The 25,680-nt window shown below is 72.7% G+C and carries 24 protein-coding genes and 1 pseudogene; 10 read left to right on the top strand and 15 right to left on the bottom strand.

Features of this window, described 5'->3' with window-relative positions; genetic code table 11:
- Nucleotides 1-59 precede the first annotated feature (59 nt).
- Nucleotides 60-1,040 (bottom strand): glycoside hydrolase family 11 protein, encoded by a 981-nt coding sequence (locus QWI33_RS22450; RefSeq protein ID WP_289959155.1) that lies wholly within the window; start codon nt 1,038-1,040, stop codon nt 60-62.
- Between the two features lie 439 nt (nt 1,041-1,479).
- On the opposite strand from QWI33_RS22450, the gene QWI33_RS22445 reads away from it, so the two are divergent.
- Complete coding sequence (locus QWI33_RS22445) at nt 1,480-4,410, top strand: glycoside hydrolase family 2 TIM barrel-domain containing protein (protein WP_289959154.1); 2,931 nt, start codon at nt 1,480-1,482, stop codon at nt 4,408-4,410.
- 49 nt (nt 4,411-4,459) lie between these two features.
- Here the strand turns inward: QWI33_RS22445 and QWI33_RS22440 are convergent, their stop codons facing one another.
- Together QWI33_RS22440 and QWI33_RS22435 are read right to left on the bottom strand one after the other, a co-directional pair.
- Nucleotides 4,460-4,921 (bottom strand): hypothetical protein, encoded by a 462-nt coding sequence (locus QWI33_RS22440; RefSeq protein ID WP_289959153.1) that lies wholly within the window; start codon nt 4,919-4,921, stop codon nt 4,460-4,462.
- A gap of 170 nt (nt 4,922-5,091) precedes the next feature.
- Nucleotides 5,092-5,727, bottom strand: a complete 636-nt coding sequence (locus QWI33_RS22435) for a GNAT family N-acetyltransferase (protein ID WP_289959152.1) — start codon at nt 5,725-5,727, stop codon at nt 5,092-5,094.
- Between QWI33_RS22435 and QWI33_RS22430 the strand changes: the two genes are divergently transcribed.
- Genes QWI33_RS22430 through QWI33_RS22420 form a run of 3 tightly spaced genes read left to right on the top strand, consistent with a single transcriptional unit; the run spans nt 5,726 to nt 8,216 of the window.
- Nucleotides 5,726-6,418: a DUF2306 domain-containing protein gene (locus tag QWI33_RS22430; protein ID WP_289959151.1), complete on the top strand. Its 693-nt coding sequence runs from the start codon at nt 5,726-5,728 to the stop codon at nt 6,416-6,418. The genes QWI33_RS22435 and QWI33_RS22430 overlap by 2 nt on opposite strands.
- A 5-nt stretch (nt 6,419-6,423) precedes the next feature.
- On the top strand, nt 6,424-7,545 hold the full coding sequence (locus QWI33_RS22425; RefSeq protein WP_289959150.1) for a sensor histidine kinase: 1,122 nt from the start codon (nt 6,424-6,426) through the stop codon (nt 7,543-7,545).
- Nucleotides 7,542-8,216 (top strand): response regulator, encoded by a 675-nt coding sequence (locus QWI33_RS22420; protein ID WP_289959149.1) that lies wholly within the window; start codon nt 7,542-7,544, stop codon nt 8,214-8,216. The genes QWI33_RS22425 and QWI33_RS22420 overlap by 4 nt, the downstream gene beginning before the upstream one ends.
- Here QWI33_RS22420 and QWI33_RS22415 read toward each other — a convergent pair.
- On the bottom strand, nt 8,203-8,709 hold the full coding sequence (locus QWI33_RS22415; RefSeq protein ID WP_289959148.1) for an ArsR/SmtB family transcription factor: 507 nt from the start codon (nt 8,707-8,709) through the stop codon (nt 8,203-8,205). The genes QWI33_RS22420 and QWI33_RS22415 overlap by 14 nt on opposite strands.
- A gap of 82 nt (nt 8,710-8,791) precedes the next feature.
- Here QWI33_RS22415 and QWI33_RS22410 point away from each other — a divergent pair, with 82 nt between their 5' ends.
- Nucleotides 8,792-9,760 (top strand): S41 family peptidase, encoded by a 969-nt coding sequence (locus QWI33_RS22410; protein WP_289959147.1) that lies wholly within the window; start codon nt 8,792-8,794, stop codon nt 9,758-9,760.
- A gap of 42 nt (nt 9,761-9,802) precedes the next feature.
- Nucleotides 9,803-10,798 carry an adenosine deaminase family protein gene (locus QWI33_RS22405; protein ID WP_289959146.1) on the top strand — a complete coding sequence of 332 codons (996 nt, stop codon included), beginning with the start codon at nt 9,803-9,805 and terminating at the stop codon, nt 10,796-10,798.
- A gap of 3 nt (nt 10,799-10,801) precedes the next feature.
- On the opposite strand, the gene QWI33_RS22400 is transcribed toward QWI33_RS22405, so the two are convergent.
- Nucleotides 10,802-11,560, bottom strand: a complete 759-nt coding sequence (locus QWI33_RS22400; protein WP_289959145.1) for a GNAT family N-acetyltransferase — start codon at nt 11,558-11,560, stop codon at nt 10,802-10,804.
- Nucleotides 11,561-11,659: 99 nt separating this feature from the next.
- Between QWI33_RS22400 and QWI33_RS22395 the strand changes: the two genes are divergently transcribed.
- On the top strand, nt 11,660-12,595 hold the full coding sequence (locus QWI33_RS22395) for an alpha/beta fold hydrolase (RefSeq protein ID WP_289959144.1): 936 nt from the start codon (nt 11,660-11,662) through the stop codon (nt 12,593-12,595).
- A gap of 59 nt (nt 12,596-12,654) precedes the next feature.
- Here QWI33_RS22395 and QWI33_RS22390 read toward each other — a convergent pair whose 3' ends face one another.
- Together QWI33_RS22390 and QWI33_RS22385 are read right to left on the bottom strand one after the other, a co-directional pair.
- Nucleotides 12,655-13,560 carry a hypothetical protein gene (locus QWI33_RS22390; protein ID WP_289959143.1) on the bottom strand — a complete coding sequence of 302 codons (906 nt, stop codon included), beginning with the start codon at nt 13,558-13,560 and terminating at the stop codon, nt 12,655-12,657.
- Nucleotides 13,557-14,558: an SPFH domain-containing protein gene (locus tag QWI33_RS22385; RefSeq protein WP_353895543.1), complete on the bottom strand. Its 1,002-nt coding sequence runs from the start codon at nt 14,556-14,558 to the stop codon at nt 13,557-13,559. The genes QWI33_RS22390 and QWI33_RS22385 overlap by 4 nt, the downstream gene beginning before the upstream one ends.
- A 71-nt stretch (nt 14,559-14,629) precedes the next feature.
- On the opposite strand from QWI33_RS22385, the gene QWI33_RS22380 reads away from it, so the two are divergent.
- Together QWI33_RS22380 and QWI33_RS22375 are read left to right on the top strand one after the other, a co-directional pair.
- A complete protein-coding gene (locus tag QWI33_RS22380) occupies nt 14,630-15,310 on the top strand; it encodes an NUDIX hydrolase (RefSeq protein WP_289959141.1) in 681 nt (226 codons plus the stop codon).
- A 188-nt stretch (nt 15,311-15,498) separates the two neighbouring features.
- Entirely contained in the window at nt 15,499-16,254 is a 756-nt protein-coding gene (locus tag QWI33_RS22375) for an SIR2 family NAD-dependent protein deacylase (protein ID WP_289959140.1), read from the top strand.
- A gap of 8 nt (nt 16,255-16,262) precedes the next feature.
- Here the strand turns inward: QWI33_RS22375 and QWI33_RS22370 are convergent, their stop codons facing one another.
- The 6 genes from QWI33_RS22370 to QWI33_RS22345 all read right to left on the bottom strand — a co-directional run bounded on the left by QWI33_RS22370 (nt 16,263) and on the right by QWI33_RS22345 (nt 21,386).
- Nucleotides 16,263-16,772 (bottom strand): mycothiol transferase, encoded by a 510-nt coding sequence (locus QWI33_RS22370; protein WP_289959139.1) that lies wholly within the window; start codon nt 16,770-16,772, stop codon nt 16,263-16,265.
- A 126-nt stretch (nt 16,773-16,898) separates the two neighbouring features.
- Nucleotides 16,899-17,828, bottom strand: a complete 930-nt coding sequence (locus tag QWI33_RS22365) for an ADP-ribosylglycohydrolase family protein (RefSeq protein ID WP_289959138.1) — start codon at nt 17,826-17,828, stop codon at nt 16,899-16,901.
- Between the two features lie 49 nt (nt 17,829-17,877).
- Complete coding sequence (locus QWI33_RS22360; RefSeq protein ID WP_289959137.1) at nt 17,878-18,423, bottom strand: hypothetical protein; 546 nt, start codon at nt 18,421-18,423, stop codon at nt 17,878-17,880.
- A gap of 4 nt (nt 18,424-18,427) precedes the next feature.
- Nucleotides 18,428-19,321 carry an alpha/beta fold hydrolase gene (locus QWI33_RS22355; RefSeq protein WP_289959136.1) on the bottom strand — a complete coding sequence of 298 codons (894 nt, stop codon included), beginning with the start codon at nt 19,319-19,321 and terminating at the stop codon, nt 18,428-18,430.
- Between the two features lie 20 nt (nt 19,322-19,341).
- The gene (locus QWI33_RS22350) at nt 19,342-19,911 is read right to left on the bottom strand and encodes a TetR/AcrR family transcriptional regulator (protein ID WP_289959135.1); all 570 of its coding nucleotides are present in this window, start codon (nt 19,909-19,911) and stop codon (nt 19,342-19,344) included.
- Nucleotides 19,912-19,976: 65 nt separating this feature from the next.
- Entirely contained in the window at nt 19,977-21,386 is a 1,410-nt protein-coding gene (locus QWI33_RS22345) for an aminotransferase-like domain-containing protein (RefSeq protein WP_289959134.1), read from the bottom strand.
- Here QWI33_RS22345 and QWI33_RS22340 point away from each other — a divergent pair.
- Nucleotides 21,385-22,293: pseudogene (locus QWI33_RS22340) on the top strand (DMT family transporter); the annotation flags it as partial. The gene QWI33_RS22345 and the pseudogene QWI33_RS22340 sit on opposite strands and share 2 nt — an antisense overlap.
- Nucleotides 22,294-22,505: 212 nt before the next feature.
- Here the strand turns inward: QWI33_RS22340 and QWI33_RS22335 are convergent.
- Nucleotides 22,506-23,936, bottom strand: coding sequence for a dihydrolipoyl dehydrogenase family protein (locus QWI33_RS22335; protein ID WP_289959132.1), 1,431 nt, complete (start codon nt 23,934-23,936; stop codon nt 22,506-22,508).
- Between the two features lie 151 nt (nt 23,937-24,087).
- A complete protein-coding gene (locus QWI33_RS22330; RefSeq protein ID WP_289959131.1) occupies nt 24,088-25,653 on the bottom strand; it encodes a ricin-type beta-trefoil lectin domain protein in 1,566 nt (521 codons plus the stop codon).
- Nucleotides 25,654-25,680: the final 27 nt, after the last annotated feature.

Raw genomic sequence — 25,680 nt, 5'->3', positions numbered from 1 at the left:
TGTCAGGCGGTCGACGCGGGGTCCCCGGCGGTTGGGATTCCGGGGACCCCGCTGCCGGCTCAACCGCAAGCGACGGTCGGCCAGTTCCAGTTGCCGTTGGCCTGGATGGTGAGCCCGAAGGTGTTGCCGCTGCCGTTCGGCGTGGCGACGAGCTGCTGCGCGGTCGGGTAGGACGCGTTGCAGTTCCAGGTCGAGAGGACCTTCGCGGGCGACGGGATGTTCAGCGTCGTCCGCCAGTCGCTCTTGCCGGAGACCGTGACGTTGAGGTTGTAGCGGTCGCTCCAGCGCTGGCCGGCCGAGAGGACCGCGGAGCAGGAGCCGCCGCCCCCGCCGCCGCCGCCGGTGCTGCCGACGGTGATGTTGGAGCTGCCGGTGGACTGGTAGCCCTCGGTCGCCATGATCATGTAGTAGCTGAAGGCGCCCAGGTTCATGCCGGCGCGGGCCCACGCGTCGAAGTGGGCGCCGGTGTCGATGGTGCCGGAGGTGCGCTTGGACTGGCGGACGCTCCAGTACTGCTGGAAGGTCTTGGTGCCCTCCACGGACGGGGCGTTGTACCGCGTGGTCTGGAGGATGTTGTAGGTGCCGCCGTTGATGTTGGCCGTGCCGCGGCTGGTGGCGCCGCTGCTGGGGTTGTACGGGCCGTGCGATTCGACGATGTAGTACTCCACCAGCGGGTTCGAGGTCCAGCCGTAGAGCGCCAGGTAACCGTTGCTGCCGTGGTTGACCGAGCCGCTGTAGTCCACGGTGCGGCGTCCGCCGTTGGCCCAGCCCTTGCCGCCGACCCAGTTGTTGGCGCCGTTCCACTGGGAGCTGTAGTTCCCGCCCGAGCCGAGGGTCATGGAGGCCCGGCCCTGGGTGTCGGTCCAGAACGAGTAGTAGTACCCGTTGTGGGTGCCCTCCTGGTTGGTGGTGATGACCTGCTGGGCGTGGGCCGCACCGGGCATGATCAGCCCCGAGGCACCGAGCGCGAGGGCTCCCGTGCCGCCGAGGAGGAGGTTCCGGCGACTGAAGATGCTGGGGGGCGGGTTGTCCGATGACATCCTGACTCCTTGGAAGGGTTGCGTCCGGTCTGCGCGAACCGCCGACCGCATCGAGAGACTTCTATCTATCGATGATGACCATCGTGGACCGAACCTCGGAACGTGTCAATGACTTTCGGAAAACTATCGGAACTTTTCACGGCGAATTCGTGGCAACCGGTGAACATCTGCACTGCTCAATAGCACGCTCCAACGAGAACCTTCGGAATCCGTCACTTTGCACGGTATTGTTGCGCAACAGTGAAACCGAAACTTTCGGAAACTATCAGCGAGTATCGTGCCGGTCGCTCCGCCATCCGGCTGCGGCGAGAGGCCACTGAAACCGACCACAAGTCAGTGAATATCGACCAGTCCCGAGGGCCGAAGGGTCCCTACCCTCGCACAAGGACGCCCGGGCTCGGGCCGGGCGGCCGCGGTTGTCGAGAGGATGGACTGAGCGATGAGCCGAACCGATGTCACCTACGTGGAGAGCGTGAGTCCCGGGAACGGGCGGTGCGCTCCGCGTTCGGCTCCCGCCTCCGACGCCGCCGCGATCGGCCTCGACGGCGAATGGCGCTTCAACCTGGCCGCGGGACTGCACGACCTCTCCGAAGGCTTCGAAGCCCCGGGGTTCGACGCGGGAGCCTGGGACGCCGTCGCGGTCCCCTCCATCTGGCAGATGCACGACCTCGACGGCGAAGCGCCTTACGGCACACCGCAGTACGTCAACATCCACTACCCGTTCCCCGTCGACCCGCCTCGAGTGCCGGACGCGAACCCCACCGGCGAGTACCGCCGCACCTTCACCCTCCCCGCCGAATGGCCCGCCACCGGCCGCACCCTGCTGCGCTTCGAGGGCGTCGATTCGGCGTTCGCCGTATGGGTCAACGGGATCCTCCTCGGCGACGGCAAAGGATCGCGCCTCCCCACCGAATTCGACGCCACCGAGCACCTCGTCCCCGGCGAGAACACCGTCGCCGTCCGCGTCCACCAGTGGTCGGCGGGCTCCTATCTGGAGGACCAGGACACCTGGCGGGTCTCGGGCATCTTCCGGCCCGTCGCCCTCGTCCACCGCCCCGAGAACGGCATCGACGACGTGTTCGCGCACGCCGACTACGACCACGCCACCGGCCTCGGCACCCTCCGCGTCGACGCTCCCGTCTCCGCTCGCCTGACCGTGCCCGAACTCGGCATCGACGCTGCGACCGGCGAGACGGTGACGGTGCCCGTGGAGCCGTGGACGGCGGAGACGCCGCGCTTGTACGAGGCGGTCGTCGCCACCGAGACCGAACGCGTGAGCCTGCGCATCGGCTTCCGCACCGTCACGATCGAGGACGGCGTCCTCAAGGTCAACGGCAAGCCGATCCTCCTGCGCGGCGTCAACCGCCACGAATGGGACCCCGACACCGGCCGGACCCTCACCGTCGAGACCATGCGCCACGACCTCGAACTCATGAAGCGGCACAACGTCAACGCCGTCCGCACCAGCCACTACCCGCCCGACCGCCGCTTCCTCGACCTCTGCGACGAACTCGGCGTCTGGGTCATCGACGAATGCGACCTCGAAACCCACGGCTTCTACTTCTACGGCTGGCGGAACAACCCCGCCGACGACCCGCAGTGGCGTGAAGCCTGCCTCGACCGCATGGCCCGCATGGTCGAACGCGACAAGAACCACGCCTCGATCATCATGTGGTCCCTCGGCAACGAATGCCATGCGGGCGTCAACCTGGAGGCCATGGCCGCGTGGGCGAAGCAGCGCGACCCCGACCGCCTCGTCCACTCCGAGAGCGACTACGACTCCGGCTACGTCGACGTCTACAGCCGTATGTACGTGCCGCACGACGAGCTCGAGCTCATCGGCCGCCGCGAGGAGGAGTCGACCGTCGACCCCGCGCTCGACGAGCACCGCCGCGGCCTCCCGTTCATCCTCTGCGAGTACGCGCACGCCATGGGCAACGGCCCCGGCGGCCTCGCCGACTACCAGCGCGTCTTCGAACGGCATGAGCGCATCGCGGGCGGCTTCATCTGGGAGTGGATCGACCAGGGGATTCGGCGCCGCACCGAGGACGGCCGCGAGTGGTTCGCCTACGGCGGCGACTTCGGCGAGACGCTGCACGACGGCAACTTCATCACCGACGGGCTGGTCTTCTCCGACCGCACGCCCTCGCCGGGCCTGGTCGAGTACAAGAAGGTCATCGAGCCGGTCAGGATCGCCATCGACCCGGAGGACCGGACGATCGCCGTCGCCAACGGGTACGACTTCGCCGACACCGGGCACCTGCGCTTCACCTGGCGGATGGACGACGACGGCTCGCTGATCGCCCAGGGTGAGCTGGAGCTGCCCGTCGCGCAGGCGGGCGAGTCGGTCCAGGTGCCCTGGCCCGACGAGCTGAGCAAGGCCTTCGAGACGGCCGGCGGCGAGCGCGCGGTGAGCGTTCATGCCGTCCTGGCGGGCGACTCGGCCTGGGCGCAGGCCGGCCACGAGATCGCCTGGGGCCAGGCGGTCCTGCCGTGCACCGCGGCCCCGGTGGCCGGGCCCGCCGCGAGCCCGGTCGCGGTCGCGGGCGGGTACCGCCTCGGCGGGGCCGAGTTCGACGCGCTCGGGCGGCTGCGCGTGCTCGACGGCATCGAAGTCGAAGGGCCGCAACTGGACCTGTGGCGCGCTCCGGTGGACAACGACCGCATCGCCTGGGGCGGCACCTCGACGGCGGAGCGGTGGCGCGACCGGAGCGCGGGCCTGGACCGCTTGGAGCACAAGGTCCTTGACATCGCCGCTGGCGACCGCAGCCTCAAGGTCACAACCAGGGTCGGCGCGGCCGGAGCCGAGCGTGCGATGCACGCCGAGTACGAGTGGACCTACCGGCCCGAGTCGGCCACCTTGTGGCTGAACGTGGCCGTGGACCCGGTGGGGGAGTGGGACTTCCCGCTGCCGCGCCTGGGGGTGCGGCTGGCCGTGCCGAAGGCGTTCGACGCCGCCACCTGGTTCGGCGGCGGTCCCGGTGAGGCCTACGCCGACTCCCGCGCCGCAGCGCGGATCGGACGCTACGAGGCCTCGGTCGCCCAGATGCAGACCCCGTACGTCCTCCCGCAGGAGAACGGTTCGCGCATCGACGTGCGGTGGGCCCGACTCGCGAGCCCGGACGGCGCCGCCCTGCGGTTCAGCGGGGCCCCGCACTTCGCATTCACGGTGCGGCCCTGGACGACCGAGGACCTGGCGGCGGCGACGCACCCCCACGAGCTGGTCGAGCGCGACCGCCTCTCCGTCAACCTCGATGCGGCCCTGCACGGCCTGGGCTCGGCGTCCTGCGGGCCCGGTCCCCTTCCCGAGTACCGGCTGCAGGCCGGGTCCACCGCTTTCAGCCTCGGCTTCAGCACCGACCGAGGCTGAACGGACCGCGGCTCACCGGCCCCCCGGTGAGCCGCGGATTCTCCGCCGCCTACCGGCGCCTCGAACCGGTGAGCCACGCCCACAACCGCATGGTCGCCCGGTCGCGCGCCCCGGTGGCCTCCAACGCGATCGAGAGGGCGATGGCCGCTGCCCCGGGGAGCGCCCACACGCCCACCAACGTGATCATCCATACGATCGGCACCACGATGACGAGGGCCGGGATCAGCCGCACGTACCACCGCCGCTGCAGGGCGCAGAGCGCCAGCGGCACCCCCACGGTCAGTGAATACGCGATCGCCGAGGCGATCCAGGCGATCGGCCAGCCGAGCGGGCCGCCAGGGTCGCCGTCGAGCACGATGACGGCCGCGAGGAGCGTGCCGATGACGACCGTGGCGAAGACCGCGGGCCACGCCAGGAAGCATGCGGCGAGCAGGAACCAGGTGCTGGCACCCGGCGCGAGGTTCCGGGGCGGATCCGCCGCGCGGCCGAGCGTTTCGAAGCCTGTGTACATGAGGGGTCGTCCTTCAAATTGAACGTGTTCAGGTTCGATCGAGGGTACCGGAGCAAAGTGAATGGTCGACGCACCCGGCGATGTGGCGTGCACCGCCTTCCGGCATGCGCGACCGGGCTCCCCTCAATTGCGATCAACCGGCATGCCGAAGGATTCGCCTGCGGGCCGCCCTACTCGGGCCGAACGGCCGCGTACAGCAGCATGTCCCGCCGCACCCCGCCGATCTCCCGGTGGCTGCGGAGCAGCCCTTCACGCCCGTACCCAGCACGCTCGGCGGTCCGCACCGAACCCTCGTTCCACGGTTCGATGTACAGCGCGACCCGGAACAGTCCGGGCACCGTCCACGCGAAGGCGGTGAGCGCCGCGAGCGCATCGGCGGCGAACCCGCGACCGCGAGCGGACGGCGCGATTGAGTACCCGGCCGTGGCCCGGCCCTCCCCGAGCTCGCGGAGCCAGAGCCCGCACTGACCCACGGCCGCATCGGTGCTCGCATCGGCGACCGCGAAGGAGAAGCCCGCGCCTTCGTCGTACCGCCCGTGCTGGCGAAGAATCCACGCCAGCGCCTGCACCTCGTCGGCGTGCGGCGGCAGCGTGCCGATCGTCGGAATGTACGCGTCGGTCGCGAGGTCGCGCGCCATGGCGACGTCGTCTTCGCGGGCCCGGCGGAGCACGACACCGCCGTGTGCGGGCGGGGTGCTCGGCCAGGGCGGCAGCGGCGGGGTCGCGGTCATGGCGCCATTATGCGGGACGGCTTCGGCCACATGGCTGAAGCGGCGGGTGCCCGCCCGCGCACAGGATGGGGACATGGACACTCCTCGGCTCCACCTGCAACCCCGCCTCGACCCGCGTCCCCGCCGCGAATGGCCGATCGCGGCCGGGCTCCTGCTCCTCGCGCTCGTGCCCTCGATCGCCGGAGCGTTCCGCATCGGCGAGATCGCCTCGGGCGCAACCGAGACCGCCGCCAACGCCCGCTTCATGCAGATGCCGCTGCCGGTGCTCCTGCACATCACCGGCGCGCTCGTCTACTCCATGGTGGGCGCGTTCCAGTTCCTGCCCCGCCTGCGCCGCGACCACAACGCCTGGCACCGCTTCGCCGGCCGGTACCTCCTGCTGCCCGCCGGGTTCATCGTCGCCCTCACCGGCCTGTGGATGACCGCGTTCTACGACACGCCCGCGATCGACGACCGGGCGGTCGCCGTCTCGCGCTACGTCGTGGGCGCTCTCATGCTCGCCTGCCTCGTGCTCGGCATCGCCGCGATCAGGCGGCACGACTACGCCGCCCACGGGTCGTGGATGATCCGGGCGTACGCGCTGGCGCTGGGCGCCGGCACGCAGGTCCTCACCGCCGGGCCGCCGCTGCTCCTGTTCGGCGAACCGAGCGAGCTCGCGCGGCTCATCCAGATGGACGCCGGATGGCTCATCAACGTCCTGGTGGCCGAGTGGATCATCGCCCGCAGGCGCGCGGCCTCGCGCCGGCCTGCGACGATGACCGCGTGATGGACATGAGCACCGCTCAGCGGGCGATGAGGGGCGCGTGGTCGCGACCCCGCGCCGCGGGCGCGGACGGGCCGCGGCCGCGTGACGTGGTGCTGGCCGCCGTGTTCGCCGCCGTGTGCGTGATCGAAGGCGCGCTGCTGCGCCCCGACCTCGAATGGCGGGCCGCGACGGTGATCGTGACGATCGCGATCCTGCCCGTGCTGCTGTGGCGGCGGACCCGGCCGCTGGCGAGCGCGGTGCTCCTCACCGGGTCGACCGCCGCCTTCGCGCTCGCGCACGCCGTTGCGGGGATCGAACCGAACGCGCTGGTCGCGACATTCGTGTTCCTCACGGTGCCGTATGCGCTGTTCCGTTGGGGCTCAGGGCGGGACCGGTGCGTCGGCGGGACCGTGATCGCGGCCGGCCTGGTGTGCTCGAGCGTCCTCGGCAGCGATCCGGTCGCCGACATCACCGCGGGGGTCGCGTTCATGGGCGGGGCGTGCCTGATCGGTGCGCTGCGCCGTGAGCGCCGGGAGTCGCGGGCGCGGCTGCTCGACTCGGTGCGGGCGCGCGAGCGGGAGGCGCTGGCCCGCGACCTGCACGACACGGTCGCGCACCACGTCTCGGCGATCGTCATCCGCGCGCAGGTGGCGGGCGCGGACCCGGAGCGCGCGGCGGAGTCGCTCGGGGTCATCGAGCGCGAGGCGCAGGCGGCGCTGGGGGAGATGCGGTCGCTGGTGCGGACGCTCCGCGCGCCCGCCGATTTCGCGCCGACCGCCGGCCTGCCCGAGCTCGCCCGCCTCGCCGATCCCGGGCCGCCGAAGGTGGCCGTCCGCATCGCGGCCGGCGAGGACCTGCCGGTCGTGGTCGCCTCGACACTGTTCCGGATCGCGCAGGAGGGGGTCACGAACGCCCGTCGCCATGCCCGCGGTGCGTCCACTGTCGACATCGCCGTGGCCGTGGCAGCGGACACCGCGAGCATCGTCGTCCACGACGACGGCGCTCCCGCCCGCTCGTCGTCCGGCGGCGGCCACGGCCTGCAGGGCATGGCGGAGCGGGCGGCGCTGCTCGGCGGCGACGTGACCGCGGGACCCGACCCGGCCGGGGGCTGGACCCTGCGGGCCTCACTGCCGCTGGGAGAGCGATGATCCGGGTGATCGTGGCCGACGACCAGGAGCCGGTGCGCACCGGCCTGCGCCTGCTGCTCGACTCGCAGCCGGGCATCGAGGTCGTCGGCGAGGCCGCCGACGGCGTGGAGGCGGTCAGGCTCGCCCATCGGGTGCGGCCCGATGTGGCCCTGGTGGACATCCGGATGCCGGGCCTCAACGGCATCGAGGTGACCTCGCTGCTCGCGGGCGACCGGGTCGCCGATCCGATCGCGGTCGTCGTGATCACGACGTTCGACCTCGACGAGTACGTGCACGGCGCGCTGCGGGCGGGCGCCAGGGGGTTCCTGCTGAAGGAGGCGGGACCGCACCTGATCGGCGAGGCGGTCCGCGCGGCGGCGAACGGCGACGCGCTCATCGCACCGCAGGTGACGCTGCGGCTGCTGGGCGAGTTCTCGCGCGCGACGAGGGCCGTGAGGCAGCCGTCCTCGCCGCTGACCGCCCGCGAGGAGGACGTGCTCGCGCTGCTGGCCATGGGTTTGACGAACACGGAGATCGGGGAGCGGCTCTTCCTCTCGCTGGGCACGGTCAAGACCCATATCGCCGGGGTGCTCGCCAAGCTCGGCCTCCGCAACCGGGTCGAGGCCGCGATGTGGGCGTACGAGTCGGGTCGCGTCGATCGCTCGGACGGGGACGGCCTCAGCCCTCGCTGACCGGGCCCGCCTGCGGCCGGTAGAGGCCGACCAGCACGCCGTAGCGCTCCTCGCCGTCCTCTTCGGATAGTCCCTTGACCAGCTCTTCCAGGGTCTCGCGCAGCCGCCGGGCCTGCGGTTCGCTCAACCGGATGCTGCGCAGCATGAACAGCGGGTCGTCGTCGGTGCGCATCTGGTCGGCGACGGCGGCCAGCGCCGCCTTCGTGGCCTCCTCGTCGTCGAAGCGCAGCCGTGCGGCGGTGCGCTTGAAGCGCTGCTCGGTGCCGCCCCTGACCTTGCGGGTGCTGTCGAGCCGGACGAGGCCGGCCTCGCGCAGGACCTTCAGGTGGTGGGCGACGCTGCCCTTGCTGATGCCGAGGTCGGTCGCGAGCCGGCTCAGGGTCGCGGAGTCCTGCCCCAGGGTGAAGAGCAGTCGGTGGCGTACGGGGTGCCCGAGCGCCCGGTACTGCTGCGGGGTGGAGAGGGTCAGTTCTTCGGCCTCCGGTGCGTCCATGATTTAAGTGTCCAAAAAACTGGACGCTTTGTCAATTCGGTGGTTCACTACTAGACATCACCCGCCCCCTCTGGAGGTTCCGATGCCCGCCGCCACCGTCGTTCCGCAGATCACGAAACTGCTCCTCGAGCGCTACGTCTTCCCCGAGGTCGCCGCCGACATCGCCGCGGTCCTCACCGCCGCGGCCGCCGAGGGCCGCTACGAGGGCGCCGACCAGGCCCGCCTCGCCGAGCTCGTCACCGCCGACCTCCAATCCGTCAACGGCGACCTCCACCTGCGAGTCATCCACAGCCCCACCGAACTCAGTGACACCCACGACGACGAGGCCACCCAGCTGCGCCAGATGGCCGAGTGGAGCGACCTGACCTGCGGCGGCATCGCGAACGCGCAGCGGCTCCCCGGCAACGTCGGGCTGCTGGCGATCGCCCCGCTGCTCTTCCCGCCCTCGGTCGCCGCCGAACGCGTCACCGGCGCGATGCACCTGCTCGCCGCCACCGACGCCCTGATCCTCGATCTGCGCGAATGCCTCGGCGGCGACCCGAGCATGGTCGCCTGGGTCTACAGCTTCCTCACCGACACCGAGCCCGTGCAGCTTTCGGGCATGGCCCACCGCGACCCCGCCGACCTCAAGCAGCTGTGGACCTCGCACGTCCCCGGCGCCAAGTTCGGCGGCACCAAGCCCGTGTGGGTCCTGACCAGCGCGAAGACCTTTTCCGGCGGCGAGGCCCTGAGCTTCGACCTCCAAGAGCGCCGGCGGGCCACCGTGGTCGGCGAGCGCACCCGCGGCGGCGCGCACCCCCGCGACAGCGTCAAAGTGGACACCCACCTCGAACTCGCCCTCCCCGTCGCCCGCGCCGTCAGCCCGATCTCCGGCGGCAACTGGGAAGGCACCGGTGTCACGCCGGACGTGCCGACCACCGCCGCCGACGCCCTCCCCGAAGCCCACCGCCGCGCCCTCGAAACCGTCCTCGCCCTCGGCGGCGCAGGCTTCCGCCGCGGGGTCGCCGAAGAGGCTGCCCGCGCCCTCGACACCCCGGTCGCGACCGGCTGACCTCACCTCCCACCGGCCCGCCGCCCCCGGTAGGGTCGATCGATGAACGCCTCGGAAGCCCTTGCCCGCGTACCGAAAGCCGACCTCCACGTCCACCAGGAGGCCACGCGCTACCTCGACCTCGTCCTGGCCGAACGCGAGGGCCGGAAGCCCTACGACTGGGCGGCCTGGCGCCGGGAGCTGGCCGCCGCCGTGCCGCCCGGCCGGGAGCGCCTGCAGCGGATCGGGTCGATGCAGCCGGTCTCGCTCGACCACGACGCGGACGAGGAGCTGTTCGTCGCCAGGTTCGCGGCGCTGATGCGCGACCACGCCGCGGCCGGCGCCCGCTACGTCGAGGTCCGCTGCGGCGGCGAGGTCGTCACCCGAGACGGCTTCATGGCCCTGTTCCGGCGCGCCGAGGCGCAGGTGCGCGCCGACTACCCGCTCCTGCACGCCGAAGCGCTGGCGATCGTCATCCAGGCCGGGCAGGACCCCGAACGAACGGAGGCGTTCGCGGACGACTGCATCCGCGCTGCGGGCGAAGGGCTCGCGGGCATCGACTTCCTCTACGCGCCCTACGACACCGAGGCCGACTGGGCGCCCATGTACCGGCTGGCGCAGCGGTTCGCCGACGCGGGCCTCGGGATCACCGCGCACGCGGGGGAGCTGTCGACGGCGAACATCGCGGCCGCCGCGCACATGCCGGGCCTGACCCGGATCGGGCACGGCGTCCACGCCGCGGCCGACCCGGAGCTGCTGCGCCTGCTCGCCGACCGGGGCGTGACCCTGGAATGCGCGCTGACGTGCAACGACTTCTTCGGCGTCCTGCCCGAACTCGACGAGCACCCGCTGCTGCGGCTGGTCGAGGCGGGCGTCGCGGTCACACTCGCCACGGACAACCCCGTCCAGCTCGGCACGACGATCGAGCGCGAGTACGCCTTCGCGGCGGCACTCGGCATGAGCGTCGATCAACTCACGGGCTTCACCCGCAACGCGATCGGTGCCGCGTTCACCTCGCCCGAACGCAAGACCGCGATCCTCGCCGGCCTCGACGGCTGAGGATCAGGCCCGGCTCGAGGACCACCAGGTCGACGGTGCCGCCGAGGCGAACCCGAGCTTCTCGTAGAGGGGCACGCCGAGCTTCGAGGCGGTGAGCGTGACCGGGATCTGCGCGAGCGGCGCGAGCGAGCCCAGCATGACGGCGCGGCCGATGCCCCGCGAGCGGGCGGCCTCGGTGGTGCCGACCCAGTAGTGGCTGCCGAAGCCGTTGGCGGCCACGGTGACGCACGCACACGCGACCTCGCCGTCGACCCGCGCGACGAAGAGCTCGACGCCGGGTTCGTCGAGCAGCGCCGCCGGGAACATCTCGCCGGGCCGGTAGGGCTCGAAGCGGTGCAGGCCGAAGCTCTCGATGACGGCCCGCTCCGCGCCGTGCAGGTCCGACTCACTGCGAACCCGCTGCACCGGGACGGCGGCGGGCTCGACACCGCCCGGCGGGCGCAGCATGATCGGCATCTGCCACGAGCCCATGCCCAGATGCCCGAGTTCCGTGGCGCTGAACGGGTCCTCCATGTCGACCGGCTCCGCGGCCTCGCGTGCGAGGCCGGCCATCTCCGCCAGCTCGTCCGCGGTGAGGTCCGGCTCCTGGATGAGCACGCGCAGGCCCGCGCGCTCGTCGCCTGCGACGGCGAGGAAGCCGCGGCGCCGGATCACCTCGTGTCCGCGCGAGCGGCCGGTGGCCGCCCAGAACGCGGCGGAGTTGCGGGCCTGGAGCCGGGGCGCGTCGGCGAGCCGGGCGGGCGTGTCGGTCGAGTTCGTCATGCCCGCAACGATTCCTCAAACGCCGCCCGCCCGCCACCCCGGCACCCGCGACAGGTCCGTGCAAGGCCGGTGCAAGGCCCGCCGCCCATAGTTGCCGACATGAACGAGAACCACACCTCAGCCGCTCAGTCCGCCCGCATCGCGCCGCTCGGCGGCTTCCAGGAGATCGACGGCCGCCGCCTCTTCGTGCACCGGGCCGGCAGCGGCGGCCCCGCCGTCGTGTTCCTGCCCGGCGCCAGCGCGATCGGCCTCGACTACTACGGCCTTCAGCAGGCGGCCGCCGCATTCACCACCGCCGTCGTCTACGACCGCGGCGGCTCCGGCTACAGCGACCCGATGCCGCTGCCCCGCACCGCCGAAGCGGTCGCCGTCGAACTCCGGGAGCTCCTGCACGCCCAGGGGATCCCCGGCCCGTACGTCCTCGTGCCGCACTCCCTGGGCGGCGCGTACGCCTACCGCTTCGCGCAGCTCTTCCCCGAAGAAGTGGCCGGGCTGGTCTGGCTCGACGCGTTCCACCGCAACTGGGACGAGTTCATGCCCGCCGGCTCGGACCTCGCCGCCGGGGAGGCGATCGCGCCCACGCGCGAGCAGCTTGAGGGCGCGCTGCCCTTCATGCGGGACATGGTGTCCGCCATGTACGCCGACTTCCCCGCCGACGTGCGGGAAGCGGTCGTCGACTACCACGTGAGCGACACCTGGATCGACGTCGGCATGGCCGAGCGCGGCACCCTGGTGCCCCTCGCCGAGGAGCTGCTGGCCGGGCCGGGCCTGCCGGACGTGCCGGTGATCGCGCTGACCCCGCTCGGCGTCGACCCGGGCCAGCAGGCGCTCATGTCCGAGGAGGCCCTGCAGGAGATCCACGACGGCAAGACCCGCCTCGACGCGCACCTCGCCGCCTCGGTCTCGAACGGCGAGCAGCGACTCCTCACCGACACCGACCACTCCCGCCTCATCGTCGAACGCGCCGACGCCGTGGTCCAGGCGATCCGCGATGTCTGCGACCGAGCCGCCGCCCGTGGAGCGACCGGCGCATAGTCGAAGGGACGAAACGGAACGCCGTGCCGCCGAACCGGCGGCACGGCGTTCCCGCGTTGCTACCCGGGTACCACCAGGTGGAGGTGGTGGTCCGCCAGGCCGATGGTGACCTGCTGGCCCCATGTGACCGTGAGGTGGTCGGACTCGACGCCGTCGGCGAAGACCACGAGCCGCTCGCTCTCGCACACCAGCCGCAGCTCCTCGCCGACGTTCAGGCGGCCCGCGGTCAGGGTCGCCCCGGTCGCCGGGGACGGCCAGGCCTCCCTGACGAACCACGACAGCGACCGCGCCTCAGGTTCGGGCAGCGCCCCGCTGAGGCCCCGGTCGGCCGCGATCGACGCCGACCAGCCGGTCGCCCCGGTGCCCGTGCCGATCAGCACGCCCGACGAGGACTGGCGCTCGCCCCGCCCGTCCGCCCCGATGAGCCGGTACCGCGCCGACTGGTGCGTGCCGTGGCCCGCGTACACCTCGTTGAGCCCGGCCAGCACCTGGCCGTCGTCGAGCCGCGCGGCCACCATCGTGAGCCGCCGGATCGCTGCGGCCTCCGCGGCCACGGCCCGCATCGCCGCACCGATCGCCTTGGCGTGGAACCGGATCAGCACTCCCGGGTTCCGCCCCGGCTCCGGGTCCACACCCAGCACCGGTTGGCCCGCAAGGTACTTCGAGAGGTTCGCGACGAGCCCGTCCTGGCCGACCGCCACGATGATGTCCTCGGGCCCGAACAGGAACCTCGGCAGGTCCTCCCGGTCCACCCGGCCCCGGCGCCAGTCGGCCGGGATCGCCGCGTCCACGGCCGTGAGCGCGGTCTCGAGCGCCTCGTGCCGCGCCGCGACCTCGTCCAGGTCGCGGCCGCGCTGGCGCAGGAAGTGCTCGGCCGCCGCGCGGGTGCCGTGCCGGACGAGCAGTTCGTCCAGTTCGCTGCGGCGGCTGACGACCACCACCCGGGGTGCGAGGGTCGCGCTCATCGCGAGCCTTCGGCGAGCCGCGAGATCGCCCCGGTCAGCAGGTCCGGGGTGATCGTGAGCTGGCCGATCTCCGGCAGCCGGCCCGCGAGTTCGCGCAGCGCGAGCCCCTGCATGACCGAGGGCGGCAGGTCCCGGTACGCGGCGAGGCGGGCGGTCTCCGCCTCGGCCTCGGCGGCGCCGACGACCCGGATCTTGTCGGCCTGGGCCGCCGCGAGCGTGCGTTCGCGTTCGGCCTCGCCTTGGGCCGCGGCGAGTCCGGCCGACGCTGCCAGTTCGGCCTGCCGCCGGTTGTTGGCGCCCTTCTGCTCGACGAGCTGCTGTTCGCGCCGGGCGAGCTCGATCTTGTTCTGCAGCTCGTTCTCGGCGATGGCCCGCTCGCGCTCGACGGCCTGGGCCCGCCGGGCGTACGTGGCCTTGTCCGCGTCCTGCTGCACCGCTTCGCGAGTGGGGGTCTGCAGCGAGCGCTCCAGCTCCGGTTCGGGCCGGACCGAGACGACGCGCGCGCTGACCACGCTGACGCCGATCTCCGCGAGCCGCGCCTCCTCGGCGAGCGCCGCGGCGACGTCCTCGCGGAGCTGGGGGACGGCGCTGGTGAGGGCCTCGGCCAGGGGCAGGCGGGCGAGCAGGTCGATCGCGGGCTGCTGGGCGAGCTCGGTGAGCAGGGTCGCGACCTGGTCGAGCGGGCGGGCCCGGGCCTGGCCGCGGTAGGGGTCGACCGAGAAGTCGAGGCGCGTGGCCGCGAGGTCCGGGTCCTCGATCCGGTAGGTGACCGTCGCCTGCACGGTGACATCGGCGAAGTCGGCGGTGCGGGCGTGGAACATGAGGGGCAGCTCGCGGTCGTCGACCGGCACTTCCGAGAGCACGGCGACCAGCGGGCGGTACCAGAAGGACTGGCTGGTGCCTTCGCTTACGGTGCGGCCGCGCTTCTGGCAGCGGACCCAGACGGTCGGGGTGCCGCGCAGGTGGCGCATGAACAGGAGCTTGGTGACATCGGCCATCGGGAGGGCCTCCTTTTTTCTCGTCATCATGACGATAATCCATGTGCTAGGTTATCGTCAAGGTGGTGATAATGAGTCATCCGGTGTTCGCCGTCACTGTCGACCTCGTGGTCCTCACGGTCCGCGAAGGGGCACTGAACGCGCTGCTCGTGCAACGGGGCCTGGAGCCCCACCTCGGCCGCTGGGCCCTGCCCGGCGGCTTCGTCCACGCCGACGAGGACCTGACCGCCGCGGCCCGCCGCGAACTGGGGGAGGAGACCGGCCTCGACGGCCCCGGCGGCCACCTCGAGCAGCTCGGCACCTACGGCGCCCCCGACCGCGACCCGCGCGGCCGCGTCGTCACGGTCGCCTACCTCGCGCTCCTGCCCGACCTCCCCACGCCCACAGCGGGAACGGACGCGGCCGAGGCCGCCTGGCTGCCGGTCGGCCGCCACGGCCTCGCGTTCGACCACGACCGCATCCTCGCCGACGGCGTCGAACGCGCCCGCTCCAAACTGGAGTACACCCCGCTCGCCACGGCCTTCTGCCCGCCCGAGTTCACCATCGCCGCCCTCCGGCAGGTCTACGAAGCGGTCTGGGGCGAGCCGATCGACCCGCGCAACTTCCACCGCAAGGCCACCACCACTCCCGGCTTCGTCGAACCCACCGGCAGCACGACAGCAGGCGAGCCGGGCCGCCCCGCCCGCCTCTACCGCCGGGGCGAGGCGACCCTCCTCAACCCCCCGATCCTCCGCCGCAGACTCGACGGCTGACCCCGCGTTCCGCGCCTACAGGCCGCGAGTGACCCTCCGGACCCGCTCCACGACGCCATCGGCCGCGACCTCTCCTGGTGCGACGAGGCCATGGCGCACCAGCCGGGACGGCGCGGCTCCACCGTTGCGGAGTCCGAGGTCGCAACCGCCCCGGACCGCCGCCGGGGGCCTGCGGTACGTTCCGTCAGATGAGCACGACTTCCATCGCCGAGGCGGCCCGCTGGTTCGGTGAGGCCGCCTCGATCACGGTCCTCACCGGGGCCGGCGTCTCCACCGACTCCGGCATCCCCGACTTCCGCGGCCCCCAGGGGGTCTGGACCAGGAACCCCGCCGCCGAGAAGCTCTCCACCATCGACCACTACCTCGCCGACCCCGAGGTGCGGCGGCAGGCGTGGGCCGCCCGCCGCAGCAGCACCCTCTGGACCGCGAAGCCGAACGCCGCGCACCGCGCCCTCGCCGACTTCGAGCGAACCGGCCGGCTGCGCGCCGTCATCACCCAGAACACCGACGGCCTCCACCAGGCCGCCGGCTCCGATCCCGCCGGCGTCATCGAGATCCACGGGACCGCCCGCGACGCGGCCTGCCTCGACTGCGGTGCGAGGATGCCCATGACCGAGGTCCTGCCCCGGCTCGAAGCGGGCGAGGCCGACCCGCACTGCCTCGCCTGCGGCGGCATCCTCAAATCCGCCACCGTCTCCTTCGGGCAGCAGCTCGACGGCGACGTCCTCGAAGCCGCCGCCGACGCCACGCGCGAAGCCGACCTGTTCGCCGCGATCGGCACCTCGCTCGGCGTCTACCCGGCCGCCGGACTCTGCGACTACGCGCTGGCGCACGGCGCCCGGCTCGTGATCCTCAACGCCGAACCGACCCCGTACGACGAGCTCGCCGACGCGGTCCTGCGGGAGCCGATCGGCGAGGCGCTGCCGCTGCTGCTACAGGGCTGAACTGGGGCTCAACGCGTGTCGAGCAGGCCGCGCACGTACGCGGCCTGGCCCGTGTGCTGCTGGTTGTCGTTGACGACGCTCACCAGCCGCACCCCGAGCGTCACCTCCGGGTCCCAGCGCGTGTCCACGACACGGTCGAGGTCGGCGGCCGTGAGCCCCTCGATGTACGCGGCGGTCGCCTCGTGCACCGCGTCGTAGTACGCCCGCAGTTCGGAGGCCTTGAGGCCGGTGACCTGCTCCGCCTGCTCGACCGTGTGCCCGTACCCGATGTCGCGGGGCTCGAGCTTCAGTGCGAACCGGTCGTACCAGCCGTCCGCGGTCCAGGTCTGCTCGCGCCCGGCCGCGTCCGCGACGTGGTCGTCCTGGAGCCGCGCGATGTGCCACACCAGCCACCCGATCGAGTTCGCCCCGGGGCCGGGCCGCGCGTCCAAGTCCTCCTGCGAGAGGGCGTGCAGCACCGCGTGCACCTCCTCCTGCACGCGCGAGAACGCATCTGCGAAAACGCCGCCGACTTCCATGAGCGCACCCCTGTCTTCCTCAGTAGCCGTTGGTCTCCGGTCCATCCTCGCACCGGTCCCGCGCCGCGTCGCCCGAACGGCCCGTCCGGCCGAGCGGGGGGCTTCACGCGCTCGGGGAATCTCGCCTCAGGGCACGAGGGCGAGGCGGTCGGCGGCGGCGCGCACCCGCGCCGCCTGCTCGAGCGCGGCCGTCCACGTCGGGGGGACGGCGGCCTCGCCGCAGTAGGCGCCGCACACCGCGGCGGCCATCGCGGCGATGGTGTCGGTGTCGCCGCCGAGCCCGATCGCCTCTTTGGCGAGCGCCACCGGGTCGTCCGGGTGGCGCAGGAACACCGCGAGGGCGGGCGGGACGGCGCCCAGTGCGGTCGCGTCGCAACGGTAGCGGTCGCTGATGGCGGTCGCCGGTCCGTCGAGGAGCGCCGGGATCGCCCGGAGTTCGGCGGCGAACGCGGCACCGGTGCGGGAGGCGATCGGCTCGATCACCTCGTTCGCTTGCAGGCGTTGGCCTCTGGGCGTGGTGGCGACGATGGCGACCGCGAGGGCCTGCGTGACGGCTCCGTCGACGCCTTCGGGGTGGACGTGCGAGACCACGGCCGAAGCGGTCGCCGCATCGGCGACCTCGTCGAGGCTGCGGCCCGGCACGAGTCCGACCGGGGCGGCGCGCATGGCCGCGCCGTTGCCGAGCGATCCGGCGCCGTCGAAGGCCGACTGCGCCGCCTCCCGCCACGGGGTGCCGTCGCTGATCTGCGCGAGCATCCGTGCCGCCCCGCGTCCGTAGCCGCGCCACGGCTCGGTCGACCACGCGTCGGCGAACGCGGCGGCGAGTCGGTCGGGTTCGATCCGGCCGCCGCCGGCGCCGAGGTGCTCGGCGAGGACGAGCATCTGCGCGGTGTCGTCCGTCCAGCACAGCGCCGATGCGGTCGTGTCGACGGCGTCGGCCACGCGTTCGGGGGAGAGGTTCCGTTCGCCTTCGAACACGGAGCCGAGCGCGTCGGCGCACGCGGCGAGGAGCAGGGACCCGCGTGCGCGGGCCTGCCGTGAGTCCGGTGCCGCCATGCTGGTCTCCGTTCGCCGCGATGCGCCGACCGTACCGCGTCGGCGGCCGTCAGCCGCGCTTGAGGACGGCCGCGCCCGTGACCCAGAGGGTTGCGGCGGAACCGAACCCGGCCACCGCTCCGGCCAGGGTGACGCCGCCGGTGCCCGCGGCGATCCCCGCGAGACCGGCGATGATCATCGCGTACCCGGTCCAGCGGTACTTCGGTTCGTCGAAGGCGGGTGCGAGCGGCAGGAAGTGCGCGCCGACGATGACCGCGATGGTGCCCGGCAGGAAGTCGCCGAGGTCCAGGCCGCGGAGCACGAGGATCGCCGCGACGATGAGCACGACCTCGAAGGCGATCCAGATGCCGTAGCGGCGGCCCCAGTCCTTCGGCAGCCGGCGCGGGCGCTCGCGCTCCGTGGCGACGCGCGGGACCGCGACGACGAGGGCGATGCTGATCAGCACGGCGAGTGCGAGGCCGATCCAGTAGGGGGCGCCGGCACCCAGCACGCCGGCGCCGCCGATGAACCAGCCGAGGCCGAAGAACGCGCAGATCGTGACGCCGTTGCGGCGCATGTCGGCGCTCATCTTCTCGGGGGCGGTGAAGGTCTCCATGGTTCTATTGTGACCGAACGTGATTTGTGATCGCATTGAGCAGGGTCTGGAGCGCGCTACCGAACTGCGTCGGCCGCTCGACCGGGCCGAGGTGCCCGCCCGGCAGTTCGGTGAGCGGGAGGCCGAGGCGCGACGCCAGGGCCGCCGTGGTCTGGAACGGGAGGTCGCCGCGGGAGTCGACGCCCACGGCGAGGACGAGCCGGTCGGACTGGGCCGCCAGTGCGGGCAGGTCGGGCTCGTAGCCGGTGAACTGGACGAGCATGTGCTCCAGGAACAGCGGCTGCAGGTCGCCGAGGCGGCCGAACAGCTCCAGCAGTTCCGGCGTCGGCGGTTCCGGTGCGGTCTCGGCATACCCGTCGAGCCAGGAACCGAAGCGCCGCAAGGCGGGAGCCTCGAACCTGATGTCCGTGTCGACCATCAGGGCGGCCATGGCCGCCCCGGCGGCGGCGAAGTCCCCGGCGCGGGCCGACTTCCGCACCGAGGCGATCTCGGTCCGCAGCCGCGCGGCCTCGGGCAGCAGGTGCACGAGCGGCGGCTCGTGGACGACGGCGCGGCGCACCCGCTCGGGGTGGTGGGCGAGCAGCTCCAGCGCGGTGACGGCGCCGGAGCTGAAGCCGACCACGATCGGCGCTTCGTCGAAGAGCGCGTCGACCACGCCGGCGGCGTCCTCGGCGTGCGCCTTCGGGTGCTGGTCCCCGAGCGCGGTGCCCGGCCGCTGCCGGGAGGCGACGCAGCTGTTCATGACGGCGACGTCGTAGTGCGCGGCGAGCCGCGCCGCGAGCCGTTCGAGGACGCCGCCGTGGCCCGAGCCCCCGGGGACGAGGAGGAGCGGCGGGCCTTCGCCGCGGCGCGTGTACTCCACTGTGGTCGAATCGAAGTCGACGGTGCCTTGCTGCATGGGGTTGCTCCCGTTCTGGTTCAGACCCGCGACCACTCGGTCAGGGTGTGGTGGAGGGCGTCGACCGCGCGCCGCCACGAGGCGTCCAGGGACCGGTCGGCGGTGAAGCCGCCCGTGGCCTCCAGGTCGCTGAAGCCGTGAAAGGTGCTGCGCAGCAGTCGGACCGCGTCGGTGGCGTCGGGTTCGGGCAGGTCGTAGCCGCGCAGGAGCGCGTAGCAGGCCTCGATGATGCGCGCGACCCCGGTGGAGGCCGCGAGCCGCTCGGGCGCGATCGGGTGCCGGGTGGCGGCGTACCGGCCCGGGTGTCCGGTCGCGAACGTGCGGTACGCGTCCGCGAAGGCGGTCAGGGCCTCGTGCCCGGAGCGCCCGGCCACCGCCTCGCCCAGGACCTCGGCCCACTCCTCGTGCGCGAGCAGCGCCACGCCCTCCATGAGGTCGGCGAGCCCGCGCACATGCGTGTACAGGCTCGCGTCGCGCACGCCGAACCGCTTGGCCAGCACCGAGAGCGTCAGGTGCTCGAATCCGATCTCGTCGGCGACGTCCGCGGCGGCGCCGATCAAGGCGTCCCGGGTGAGTCCTACACGCGGCATGGTTTCCTAATCTTCCTAGGTTTCATCCTAATATACCTAGGATAGGTTCGGCCGCCAAGCCGGTTTCAGCCCTGGTCCTCCAGGGCCTCCTGCAGCAGCCGCGCCGCCTCGGGGAACCGGTCCGGGGCCGGGCCCGCGAAGTTCACCCGCACGAACGGGCCCGCCGGCTCGGCCGGGAACCATTCCGTGCCGGGCGCGATGAGCAGCCCGCGCGACTCGCAGTCGCGAACCAGCCGTTCGACATCGGTCCCCTCGGGCAGCCGCAGCCACAGGTTGAGCCCGCCCGCCGGGACGCGCTCGAGCGCCGTCCCCGGCGCGTGCTCGCGCAGTGCGTCGATCAGCAGGTCACGGCGCAGCCGCACCTGGTTCCTGAAGGCGCGCAGATGATGCCGCCACCCCGGCTGCGCGACCACGTCGAGCGCGGCCGCCTGCAGCACCCCGCTCACGTACATCGCCTCCGACCCCTGGTCGGCCACGATCCGGTCCCGCACGGGCCCGCGCGCCACCACGGCCGCCACGCGCAGCGCCGGCGACGCGCTCTTCGTCAGCGAGCGCAGGTAGATCACGTGACCGCTGTCGTCAAGGGCCGCAAGCGGTGCCGGATCCGCATCGATCGCCAGGTCGTACGCCCAGTCGTCCTCGATGAGGAACGCCCCGTGCCCGCGCACGACCTCCAGCAGCTCCCGTCCCCGGCTCGGCGTCCACTGCACCCCGGTCGGGTTCGCGAACGTCGGCTGCGCGTAGAACGCCCGCGCCCCCGTCTGGCGGAACGCCCGGTCCAACTCCTCCGGGTCCGGGCCCTCGGGCCCGCTCGGGACCGGCACCAGCGTCAGCCCGGCCTGCTCCGCGCCGAGGATCGCGCCCCAGTACGTGGGCGACTCGATGAGCAGCGGCCTCCCCCGGCCCACCACCGCGCGAAAGACCGAGCCGAGCCCGCTCTGGCTGCCGGACACGATCATCACGTCACGAGCGGTCGGCGCCGCGACCCCCGCCGGAGCGGTGGCGCCGAGCTCCGCCGCGAACCACGCCTGCAGCTCCGGCAGTCCGCGCACCGGCGAGCGGGTCAGCGCCGCCTCGGACTTCGCCGCCCGCCCCAGCGCCGCCCGCACCATCCGGCCCGGCAGCAGCTCCTGGTCCGGATAACCCGAATGCAGACTGATCGCGTCCGGGGCCGCCGACCGCTGCGTCGAGGACACCACCGGCAGCCGGGCATGCGGCGAGCCCAGAGCTGCCGTCTGCCAACCGAAGTCCACGGCCCGCGGTGCGCGCACCGCCCGCACGAACGTGCCCACACCAGGGCGGCTCTCCACCAGCCCAAGGGCATTGAGTGCGTGCACGGCCTTCTGCACGGTGACCGGACTGGCCCCGTACTGCGCCATCAGCTCCCGGCTCGAGGGGACCTTCGCCCCGGGCGGCGCAGTCGCGATCCACGCGCGCAGGCCGTCGACAATCCGCTGAGTGCTACCATTCGACATGAAGACAAAGAGTAGCACTATCGTTGATGGCCCGCCCGTGCTATCGCATCGCGCGGGACTGTGGTGGGGCCTCCTCGGCGTCCTCGCGTTCTCCTTCACCCTCCCGTTCACCCGCATCGCGGTCGAGGGCCTGTCGCCGCTGTTCATCGGGTCCGGCCGCGCCGTCATCGCCGCGGCGCTCGCCGCGGTCGCGCTGGCCGCGACCGGCCAGCGCCTTCCGTCTGCGGCCCAATGGGGTCGGCTCGCCCTGGTCGCGGGCGGCGTGGTGGTCGGCTTCCCGATGCTCACCTCCTACGCGCTCACCACGTCCTCCGCCGGCCACGGCGCGGTCGTGATCGCGCTCCTGCCGGCGGCGACGGCGATCATGGCCGTGCTGCGGGTGAAGGAGCGGCCGGCGGCCTCGTTCTGGACGTTCGCGGGTCTCGGCGCGGTGGCCGCGGTCGGCTTCGCCGCCCTGCAGGGCGGCGGATTCGCGTCGCTGGACGCCGCGGACCTGCTCTTCTTCGGCGCGGTGCTGGCCGCGGCGGTCGGGTACGCCGAGGGCGGCCTGCTCGCGCGCGAGCTCGGCTCGTGGCAGACCGTGTCGTGGGCGCTGGTCCTGGCCGCCCCGGTGATGATCGCGGCGGCGGGCATCGAGGTGGCGCGGGAAGCGCCGACCGCGACCCCGGTGCAGTGGCTCGCGTTCGCCTACCTTGCGGCCGTGAGCATGTACCTGGGGTTCTTCGCCTGGTACCGCGGCCTCGCGATCGGGCCGATGGCGCAGGTGAGTCAGGTGCAGCTCACGCAGCCGGTGATGACCATCGCGTGGGCCGCGCTGCTCCTCGGCGAACCGGTCGGCTGGTCCACCGTCGGCGGCGGGCTCGCCGTGATCGCCTGCGCAGGCCTCGCCGTGCGCGCCCGGCTCAAGGCCTCCAGGCGCATCGCCGACGATCTCGGCGGGAGCCCCGGGGCGGCCGAGGCCCCCGAGGGCGAACGCGAGGTCTGCTCCACGACCTCCCTGGTGCAGGAGGCGGCGACCGCCGGCACCGGTCCCCGTCCGTCACGCTCGTTCTTCACCCGCCCTGCCGAAGCGGCACCGGGGTCGGTAAGGCCGAGGCCGGCGCGGCGAGCGGACAGTCGCTAGGCCGAGGCGGGGCGCCCGTACGCTTCGAGCAGCCGCAGCCAGATCTCGCTGACCGTGGGGTAGGACGGCACCGCGTGCCAGAGCCGGTCGATCGGCACCTCGCCGACGACGGCCGTGGTCGCCGCGTGCACGAGCTCGGCCACGTCAGGGCCGACGAAGGTCGCCCCGATCATCACCCCGCGGTCCTCGTCCACGATCATCCGCGCGGCGCCCTGGTAGCCGTCGCGGGAGAGGCCCGCCCCGGCGACCCCGGCGAGGTCGTAGTCCACGACCCTGATCGACTTCCCTTGCGCGCGAGCCTCTTCGGCGGTCGGTCCCACGGCGGCGACCTCGGGTTCGGTGAACACGACCTGCGGCACGGCGTGGTGGTCCGCGGTCGCCGCGTGCGCGCCCCACGGCGCGTCGTCGACCGGGCGGTCCTTCGCGCGGGCCGCGATCACGTCGCCCGCCGCGCGCGCCTGGTATTTGCCCTGGTGCGTCAGGAGCACCCGGCCGTTCACGTCGCCCACCGCGTACAGCCAGTCGAATCCGTCGACGCGCAAGGTGTCGTCGGTGTCGAGCCGCTTCCCGGGGTCGAGCCCGACCCGTTCCAGTCCGAGGTCGGCCGTGGCGGGCCGGCGCCCGGTCGCGACGAGCACCTCGGCGGCGGTCACCGTGCCGCCGCTCGTCTCGATCCGCACTTCACCGCCGGTGCGTTCGACGCTGAGCGTCTCGGTGCGCGTGAGGATCTCGACCCCCCGCGATCGCAGCGCCTCGGTCACCCGCTCGCCCGCGAAGGACTCGACACTGCCGAGCACGCCGTCCCGCACGATGACTGTGACGTCGGCGCCGAGGGCCGCGTACGCGGTCGCCATCTCCATCGCGACCACGCCGCCGCCGATGATCGCGAGGCTCTCGGGCACGGTCTTCGCGCTGGTGGCCTCGCGGCTCGACCACGGGTTCGCTTCGCGCAGACCGGGAATGTCCGGCAGGACCGGCACCGACCCGGTCGCGACCGCGACCGCGTGGCGGGCCCGGAGTACGGTGGTGGCGCCGTCCTCCGCGGTCACGGTGACTTCGCGTTCGCCGCTGAGTCGCCCGCGCCCGCGCACCAGGCCGATGCCCGCGCTCTCGAGCCATTGGACCTGGCCGTCGTCGGACCAGTCGCTGGTGAAGGAGTCGCGCCTGCGGAGCACGGCGGCGACGTCGATGCCGCCGGTGACGGCCTCGGCCGCGCCAGGGAGCGCGCGGGCGGCGCTGAGCACCTGGGCCGGGCGCAGCAGTGCCTTGGACGGCATGCACGCCCAGTAGGAGCATTCGCCGCCGACGAGTTCGCTTTCGACGATCACGGTCTCCAGGCCGCCCTGGGCCGCCCGGTCGGCGACGTTCTCGCCCACCGGTCCGGCCCCGATCACGACCAGGTCGACTTCGCGTTCCTCAGATGCCATTGCAGCTCCCGTCCTTCCTCATGCGTCCCAAGGACAGAGCCTACGCGCCTGCGCGGAGGGGCGATGGGGTTCTCGGGTGCCGGCGGTTGCCCGGCCGGTCATGCGAGTGGGCACCGCCGGGCATGAGCCCGGCGGCGCCCGAACCAGTTTCCTAGTAGACGCTCGCGCCGATCCAGTCGTCGTGGCCGTAGCCGGCCGGGTCGGCGTAGTCGCGGTCGGCGACGGCGACGGCGCTTGGGCCGCACTGGGTGAGCACCAGTGCCGCGCCGGTGCCGGTCCCGTCGAAGCCCAGGCACAGGTCCGAGTGGCCGACCGGGTGGATGCCCGTGCCGGTCGCGGTGAACTCCTGGTTGAGTCCGCCGTGGCAGTCCCACAGGACCAGCGGGGTCCCGGCCCGCATGCGGCCGCTCTCGACGTCCACGCAGCGGTCGTGGCTCAGTTCCACATGGAGCGATCCGCGCTCCTCGTCGAGCCAGAATCCCTGGTTGCGCGCGCCGTTGCAGTGCCACGAGATGAGGTCGGTGCCGTTGCGGGAGTCGTAGCCCTCCGCGTCGACGCACAGGCCGCCCGCTTTGAGGTCCTGGAACTCGAGCAGCCCTTCGTAGAGGGTGGCGCTGTCGGTGCTGGCCGGGTCGACGCAGGTGGAGGTCTCCCACTCGGGGTGCGCGTAGAACTCGGTGATGCACTGCGCGAACGCCCCGTGGCCGAGGTAGTTGGGGTGCAGCGACTGCCGGAACGCGTGCTCGGAGGGCAGCTCGCCCACCTCGACGTAGACGCCGCGCGCCCAGGGCTCCTCCTCGCACACGCCGTGCCCGTCGAAGAGGCGCTGCGCGTCGAGGTAGCGGGCGCCCTTGCCCAGGGCCGCTTCGCGAATGCCGCGCTCGAACAGCGGCACGGCCTTGTTGCGGGCGAACGCCGCGTCGGCGAGGTAGAGGAGGCAGCCGCCGGCGTACCAGCCGGGGAAGTCCGGGTTGTCCTCCACATCGGGCCCGCCGGGGCTCGGGTAGGACATGACGACCAGGTCGTAGTCGGTCGCCAGGTACCCGGCGTCGCCCATGGTCTCCCGGACGCCGTCGATCGCGTTCTCGACGCCGTCCTGGCTCACCTCGACGCGGGCCGCCCAGTCGTCGGTATGGCTGTCCCAGCACGGGCCGAGGAACAGGATGCGGTTGGTCGCGCACTCGGTGGCGACGGGGCCGAACTCGATGCCGCCCTCGTCGTTGGCGCCCACCACGATCCACACGAGCTTCACGTGCGTGTTGCGGGCTTTGATCGCGAGCTGGTCGCCCTGGTTGAGCTCGTTCCACTGCTGCTCGCCGGTGCTCTGGACGAGGTGCGGGGAGGCCGCGCCGGAGCAGGCGACGTTGTACTGCTCGTCGCTCTCGATGCCGGTGCGGAACAGGGCCTGGTCGAGCGAGCGGTCGCACCAGTTCCCGTCGGTGTGGGTGCCGGGCTCGTAGTTGCCGACGCCCTCGCCGGAGATCTCGCTGTCGCCCATGGAGACCAGGGAGGTGCGGCGTTCTTCGAGGGGGCGGATGCCGGGGCTGCCGTACAGCTCGGTCGCCTCGGCGGCGCGCAGGGCTTCGAGGTGGTCGGGCAGCGGCACGGGATCGGGCCGCGCCGCGGCCTGGGCCGATGAGGCCATTGTGGAGAGTGAGAGTGCAGTGATCACCGCTGCTGCCAGCGCAGCGGTGATCCTGTTCCGGGGAGTGGACATGGCAGTCTCCTGTTCGGAAACATCGCT

The organism is Glycomyces tritici, from assembly GCF_030403505.1.
This window is presented reverse-complemented; position numbering and strand designations above follow the sequence as displayed.

What these genes read in the sequence shown, in the direction of transcription:
- QWI33_RS22450 (WP_289959155.1), bottom strand. Translation starts at nt 1,040, where the DNA reads ATGTCATCGGACAACCCGCCCCCCAGCATCTTCAGTCGCCGGAACCTC.
- QWI33_RS22445 (WP_289959154.1), top strand. Translation starts at nt 1,480, where the DNA reads ATGAGCCGAACCGATGTCACCTACGTGGAGAGCGTGAGTCCCGGGAAC.
- QWI33_RS22440 (WP_289959153.1), bottom strand. Translation starts at nt 4,921, where the DNA reads ATGTACACAGGCTTCGAAACGCTCGGCCGCGCGGCGGATCCGCCCCGG.
- QWI33_RS22430 (WP_289959151.1), top strand. Translation starts at nt 5,726, where the DNA reads ATGGACACTCCTCGGCTCCACCTGCAACCCCGCCTCGACCCGCGTCCC.
- QWI33_RS22435 (WP_289959152.1), bottom strand. Translation starts at nt 5,727, where the DNA reads ATGTCCCCATCCTGTGCGCGGGCGGGCACCCGCCGCTTCAGCCATGTG.
- QWI33_RS22425 (WP_289959150.1), top strand. Translation starts at nt 6,424, where the DNA reads ATGAGCACCGCTCAGCGGGCGATGAGGGGCGCGTGGTCGCGACCCCGC.
- QWI33_RS22420 (WP_289959149.1), top strand. Translation starts at nt 7,542, where the DNA reads ATGATCCGGGTGATCGTGGCCGACGACCAGGAGCCGGTGCGCACCGGC.
- QWI33_RS22415 (WP_289959148.1), bottom strand. Translation starts at nt 8,709, where the DNA reads ATGGACGCACCGGAGGCCGAAGAACTGACCCTCTCCACCCCGCAGCAG.
- QWI33_RS22410 (WP_289959147.1), top strand. Translation starts at nt 8,792, where the DNA reads ATGCCCGCCGCCACCGTCGTTCCGCAGATCACGAAACTGCTCCTCGAG.
- QWI33_RS22405 (WP_289959146.1), top strand. Translation starts at nt 9,803, where the DNA reads ATGAACGCCTCGGAAGCCCTTGCCCGCGTACCGAAAGCCGACCTCCAC.
- QWI33_RS22400 (WP_289959145.1), bottom strand. Translation starts at nt 11,560, where the DNA reads ATGACGAACTCGACCGACACGCCCGCCCGGCTCGCCGACGCGCCCCGG.
- QWI33_RS22395 (WP_289959144.1), top strand. Translation starts at nt 11,660, where the DNA reads ATGAACGAGAACCACACCTCAGCCGCTCAGTCCGCCCGCATCGCGCCG.
- QWI33_RS22390 (WP_289959143.1), bottom strand. Translation starts at nt 13,560, where the DNA reads ATGAGCGCGACCCTCGCACCCCGGGTGGTGGTCGTCAGCCGCCGCAGC.
- QWI33_RS22385 (WP_353895543.1), bottom strand. Translation starts at nt 14,558, where the DNA reads ATGGCCGATGTCACCAAGCTCCTGTTCATGCGCCACCTGCGCGGCACC.
- QWI33_RS22380 (WP_289959141.1), top strand. Translation starts at nt 14,630, where the DNA reads ATGAGTCATCCGGTGTTCGCCGTCACTGTCGACCTCGTGGTCCTCACG.
- QWI33_RS22375 (WP_289959140.1), top strand. Translation starts at nt 15,499, where the DNA reads ATGAGCACGACTTCCATCGCCGAGGCGGCCCGCTGGTTCGGTGAGGCC.
- QWI33_RS22370 (WP_289959139.1), bottom strand. Translation starts at nt 16,772, where the DNA reads ATGGAAGTCGGCGGCGTTTTCGCAGATGCGTTCTCGCGCGTGCAGGAG.
- QWI33_RS22365 (WP_289959138.1), bottom strand. Translation starts at nt 17,828, where the DNA reads ATGGCGGCACCGGACTCACGGCAGGCCCGCGCACGCGGGTCCCTGCTC.
- QWI33_RS22360 (WP_289959137.1), bottom strand. Translation starts at nt 18,423, where the DNA reads ATGGAGACCTTCACCGCCCCCGAGAAGATGAGCGCCGACATGCGCCGC.
- QWI33_RS22355 (WP_289959136.1), bottom strand. Translation starts at nt 19,321, where the DNA reads ATGCAGCAAGGCACCGTCGACTTCGATTCGACCACAGTGGAGTACACG.
- QWI33_RS22350 (WP_289959135.1), bottom strand. Translation starts at nt 19,911, where the DNA reads ATGCCGCGTGTAGGACTCACCCGGGACGCCTTGATCGGCGCCGCCGCG.
- QWI33_RS22345 (WP_289959134.1), bottom strand. Translation starts at nt 21,386, where the DNA reads ATGTCGAATGGTAGCACTCAGCGGATTGTCGACGGCCTGCGCGCGTGG.
- QWI33_RS22335 (WP_289959132.1), bottom strand. Translation starts at nt 23,936, where the DNA reads ATGGCATCTGAGGAACGCGAAGTCGACCTGGTCGTGATCGGGGCCGGA.
- QWI33_RS22330 (WP_289959131.1), bottom strand. Translation starts at nt 25,653, where the DNA reads ATGTCCACTCCCCGGAACAGGATCACCGCTGCGCTGGCAGCAGCGGTG.